Raw genomic sequence first — 4841 nt, 5'->3', positions numbered from 1 at the left:
TTATCGCGGTTTCGATATCCACCAGGATTACTGAAAAACCTGCTTCAGCAGCAACCTGAGCTATTCCAGCTCCCATGGTACCTGCTCCCAGGACGCCAATTTTCTTGATTTCCATTACTTTACCCCCCTTACTTTCTTGCTTTCTATTAAATCTTCTTAGGGCTTTCTTCGCCTCCTCTCCACTATTCTTTATTGGCTGATTGTCGAAGAATCGCTTCTTTTACAGCTTGATAAATACATATAAGCAAAAACCATGCCAATATTTTTGCAAATAGCTTAAACCTGCAATAATAGGGGGCTTTCGAGATAGCGGATAATAATACAGGAGGGTAAACATTTGGCCAAAATTCCAAACGCTTACCCTCCTGTTGGGGCTTTATAATGCTAGAATATGCTTGGGAGGAGGGTTTTGGCCCTTTGGCCAAAACCCAATGAGCTATTCTACGTTATAAAAAGTCTGACAAAAGGGAAGTCGGCAACATACATTGGATTGACCGGGAGTGCGATGGACTGTACAATAAATTGTACGGAGGTGATGGCTTATGTTAAAAACTTTATTCATCGGCAAGCTCTGGGCGAAGCGTTTTTCCTGATTTCTATCTTCCCCCCTAAATGGACATAAAAAAAGCACCTGCCCATTGAAAACAGATGCTTTTCTATTCGCTTAGCTTTATGCTATGCAGTAATCTTATATTTGGTTTTTAAGTCATTGTACCAACTATATTCGATATAGCCTTCTTTTTGCAGCCTCCCGACCACGATTCCAGCATCAATTCCAACCACATTAGCAAATTGAACAAGTGATGATTTAGAGAAATCTTTCTTTGCAATAAACGAATCAAATTCCTTGCTTGGGATTAGAGTCTCCTTAGCGAATTCATCCGCGGCAGACTCATCCGCATCTGAAGTGCCATTAGGTTGACCAATGTGCCCATAAATAATGTGGGCAATTTCATGAAAAAGGCTAAACCAAAAGCGATCTGCATCTTTGCCTCGCACAGTCAGTCCCATGACGATTTTACCTCCATCATAGAATGTAGCGCCGTGCAAAAATGATCCCCCAATATGAGGAAGAAAAACAATCGCTATACCGCAATCGGCAAGCATACTGACTAACTCACCGCAAAATATCCCGGGATTCTCCCGCGTCATCTTCCTAATATGCGGTATTATATTTGAGAGCTTCTTTATATTGATGGGTTTCGTATCGATGTGTCTTGCCTCAAGTTTAGCTTTCTGCGCCCATGCATACAAAACGTAATCGGCTTTTTCATGGTCAGCTAAGCGTCTGCAGGCTATGCCAGGAATTAAAGTGCCCTGAAGCAAACCAAGATGAACTACTTCAAAGTGTTTACGGAGATGAACCACCTTTTCTTTAGCTTTGCTTGTTTCAGGAACCCATCCGTTTTTTGACATTTCTTTGTAAGGGAACTTTTTTGCTATTTCTATATCTGCATCCATTTCGTTCTCAGCGTTGGCCTTTGCCAGCTTCTCACGGTAGACGGACTCTAGCCTGCTCCAAAACTGTGCAGGAGCCCCAAGCACCATCTCAAGACGCATGGCCATGTCAGGGGTCAACTGGACTTCACCATTGATAAGTCTACTGATATGCTTTTCAGACATATCCATTCTCCGAGCAAACTCTTTCTGGCTCATTCCTCTATCAACAAGCTGCTCCTTTATGGTCGCGCCTGGCGGTGATGCAATTATTGTACGGCTTCTCACCATCTGTGCTACCTCCTTCTTATGCAACAGATTTAATGATAGTCAATGATTTCTATGACACGGACAATTTGAATCTCAGAACCTTTCATCTCGAATACGAGGCGGTAGGGCTGAATTAAAACCATGGCATATTGTTTCTTTCTATCTCCCTTGAGTATGTGGCAGCCGCCGATTTTATATTGAATCAGCATTTCGACAGAATCCGCAGCAGTTATTTCATCTATTCGCTGGTGTATCTTCGCCGCCATATTTTTCCCGTGTTTCTTTTCAGCCTCGTGAGCGTTTGTACACACCTTTTCGATTCCACGGCTCTTATACTCTATCTGCAACCCATCACCTCGTTTTGCAATTTACCTTTGAGGTAAATTTACTATAGCATGAACAAATGGCAGGGTCAAGAATCAAATATTAACCTTAGAGGTAAATTTTAAAACGAGGAGCCCGCGATTATCATAAACAGAGCTGCAAGTTGCTCCAATGTCTCCCCGTTTACCCCTATTTGCTCTGTTTGCCCTAAACCAAGTGACAACGGGCCAGGGAATATGAGGAAGCCCAACTGGTGGCCGAAGACTTACGCAACAGCGAAATCGCAGAAAAGTTGGTGATAACGGAAAGCACGGTGCATGCCCCTTTGAGGACGATATTTCAAAAACTGGTTATTAACCGCCGCACCCGCCTGGTGGAAAAACTAAAATAATTTTTTCAAATGATCGTCCATTATCTTATCCACTCCCGCCATTTCACCCCATCGTTACTGATTTCTGCCCTGCCAGTTACCACATTCTCGCGATAGAACAACCAGGTCACTCCGTCATCGTAACTGGCCATTTCTTGACCGGTGTCAGGATCGCTGCGCATGTAAAAATACTTATGATTGCATAATTCCGAGTATTTTGGCTCTTGTATAGTTGCAATAAGGTCTTTCCAAGTAACTCCATCGGCGCTAACTTCAATTTTCTTGGATTCCGGGTTATTGCGTGTCCACAGCCAGGTTGAGCCATCATCGAAACTCACTTGATTTTTGCCGGTTTCCCGATCAATTCGTTTGTAATAATATTTTCCGATAACCACACAATGAACCGGATGGACCGGCACGCCATCTATTTCTGTTTTATGCTGCCCATCCGAATAATAAACTTTTCTCATTTCAGAAGAAGAACTATTGCCATCATTATTTGAAGCAGGTTCAGCAATTGCTCCACCATCATTTACCGGATTTTTTTCAGATGCCGGTGATGGAGATGCCGGGTTCAATTCCTCAGATTTTTCTGGCAGATAAGAATTATGCCCGACCGTTGCTTTTGAGCAAGCAAACCCGACAGTAACGCCGGCTATAAGCAAAACAGCAACAATGATTACCGGTAAAGAATACTTTTTGATTTTCATAATCGCAATTATCCTTTCTTCAATGGCAATTTTGCTGAAATTATTGCATAACGGGATCAAGCGGCTTTTCTTTTCTTCAAGTCCAATAAGCGCCAGTGCATAAGTTGATTTAGCAGTATCCCCAAACGCCCGCACCACGGACTCGTCACAAGCGAGTTCGATATCCCGGTTTGCCAGCATATACATTGCCCATACCAGGGGATTAAACCAATGAATGCATACAGCGGATGTAATCAGCAGTTTTGCCAGCACGTCAAAGCGTCTAATATGTACATACTCGTGGGTCAGTATATACTGCATTATCGTTTCATCCGTCCAATCCATTGTTTTGGGTAATAAAACCACCGGATGCCGTACCCCATAAGTTAGGGGAGCTTTTATTCTGTCGCTTTGCCTGATTTGAACAGTCCGCCGCAAGGGATGTCGTTGCTGCCAGCGGTTGATAAAATCGTTCTCCACCGGCAGGGCGGTTTGATATTCTCGGCGGCATTTGATATAGCTAAGCAAGAAAAATATAGTGCAGATACAAATGCCCGCTATCCAAATTGAGGTCAGGGGCGACATGGATATGGATATAGTTGAAGCATCCGCAGCAGCAAGTTTCCCCGTATCAACTATTTCCATAGCAGGCGTGCCAGTTAAAAAAGCAGGCGCAGGGATATACGCCGTTTCCGCAGTCGCCCGTCTTAGCATGTCAACACCAGTATAAAAGCTTAGACGGGACGGAATAGAAAATGGGATCAGCAGACGGCAGATTACGACGCTCCATAGGACCAGAAACATCTTTTTAGGCAGCCGGTGAAGGGCCAACGCGCGGATGATAATCACTGCAATAATCAGAAACGCTGCGGAAAAACTCATCTGAAATATATCCATTCAGGCCACCTCACTTCAAATTGTTGACGATTTGCTTCAGCCTCTCTATCTCCTCCGGGGACAGGTTTTTTCTGCTCAGAAGAGAAGCAAAAAGCAAGTCGGCGGAACCGTCAAACACCTTGTTGATCAGTTCAGTTGTTTCCTGTTCCTGTACCTCCTCCTTAGCGATCAAAGCATGACACATAAAATTAGGCTCGCTGCGCTTAATTGCGCCTTTGGCAATACACCTTTTAATAAGGGTATAAGTCGTATTCACATTCCAACCAACCTGTTTGTTAAGAATATCGGAAATTTTCTTGGCTGTCGTATCGCCTTCCCGCCAAAGGACATCCATAATTTTTAATTCAGAATCGAACAGTTTTATTTCCATAAATGAACCCCCCACCGCTTTAGTATTTTTCACGATATACTCATACTACTGCAGTCGTATTAAATAGTCAATACTACTAGAGTAGTTTATTTAAAAATTATGCACCAAGTCTTGACTCAGCAAGAAGGCATACTCATTATCCACATGCCTAATCGTCTTATGCGAAGATTGTCTGATTGGTTTTTTACATGGAGAACCACTAGCGTTGAATTAAGGGAAGCCCCGCTATACCCCACCAAGAGAAGAACTCTTAAAATATTCCAACTGAGATTATTTAATCGGCAGAAACGATTCCTGTCCTTATCTTCCACAACACTTTTTATACTTTTGCCATAAGTTTTATTTCCTAATTATAATATTTAATTATATATAAAATAACTAATAATATTGACACATTGTCCGATTATTCATATAATAATTACGAAGTATTGGGCGAGATGGTGTATTTATATGAATTATGTCGGCATTGACATTGGATCAACCG

6 protein-coding genes and 1 pseudogene are annotated in these 4841 nt (G+C 42.6%); 1 reads left to right on the top strand and 6 read right to left on the bottom strand.

Translation table 11 applies throughout. The features are described from left to right. The 4 genes from PHP87_RS10685 to PHP87_RS10670 form a co-directional block, all read right to left on the bottom strand. A partial coding sequence (locus PHP87_RS10685) for a 3-hydroxyacyl-CoA dehydrogenase NAD-binding domain-containing protein (protein ID WP_299921197.1) occupies positions 1 to 115 on the bottom strand: 115 nt, incomplete at its 3' end. Positions 116 to 182: 67 nt separating this feature from the next. After that, positions 183 to 353: a hypothetical protein gene (locus PHP87_RS10680; RefSeq protein WP_299921195.1), complete on the bottom strand. Its 171-nt coding sequence runs from the start codon at positions 351 to 353 to the stop codon at positions 183 to 185. 322 nt (positions 354 to 675) lie between these two features. After that, positions 676 to 1728, bottom strand: a complete 1053-nt coding sequence (locus PHP87_RS10675) for a HigA family addiction module antitoxin (protein WP_299921193.1) — start codon at positions 1726 to 1728, stop codon at positions 676 to 678. A 29-nt stretch (positions 1729 to 1757) separates the two neighbouring features. Further along, positions 1758 to 2054, bottom strand: coding sequence for a type II toxin-antitoxin system RelE/ParE family toxin (locus PHP87_RS10670; RefSeq protein WP_011639925.1), 297 nt, complete (start codon positions 2052 to 2054; stop codon positions 1758 to 1760). A 218-nt stretch (positions 2055 to 2272) separates the two neighbouring features. Here PHP87_RS10670 and PHP87_RS10665 point away from each other — a divergent pair. Beyond that, positions 2273 to 2422 (top strand): annotated as a pseudogene (locus PHP87_RS10665) (LuxR C-terminal-related transcriptional regulator); the annotation flags it as partial. Positions 2423 to 2442: 20 nt separating this feature from the next. On the opposite strand, the gene PHP87_RS10660 reads toward PHP87_RS10665, so the two are convergent. Then, positions 2443 to 3987 (bottom strand): M56 family metallopeptidase, encoded by a 1545-nt coding sequence (locus PHP87_RS10660; RefSeq protein ID WP_299921188.1) that lies wholly within the window; start codon positions 3985 to 3987, stop codon positions 2443 to 2445. A 10-nt stretch (positions 3988 to 3997) separates the two neighbouring features. Beyond that, positions 3998 to 4357: a BlaI/MecI/CopY family transcriptional regulator gene (locus PHP87_RS10655; protein WP_061214160.1), complete on the bottom strand. Its 360-nt coding sequence runs from the start codon at positions 4355 to 4357 to the stop codon at positions 3998 to 4000. Positions 4358 to 4841 lie beyond the last annotated feature (484 nt).

It is taken from the genome of Syntrophomonas sp., assembly GCF_028707975.1.
Taxonomy (GTDB): domain Bacteria; phylum Bacillota; class Syntrophomonadia; order Syntrophomonadales; family Syntrophomonadaceae; genus Syntrophomonas.
Note: the sequence above shows the minus strand (reverse complement) of the source record. Positions and strands in the feature narration are given on the sequence as shown.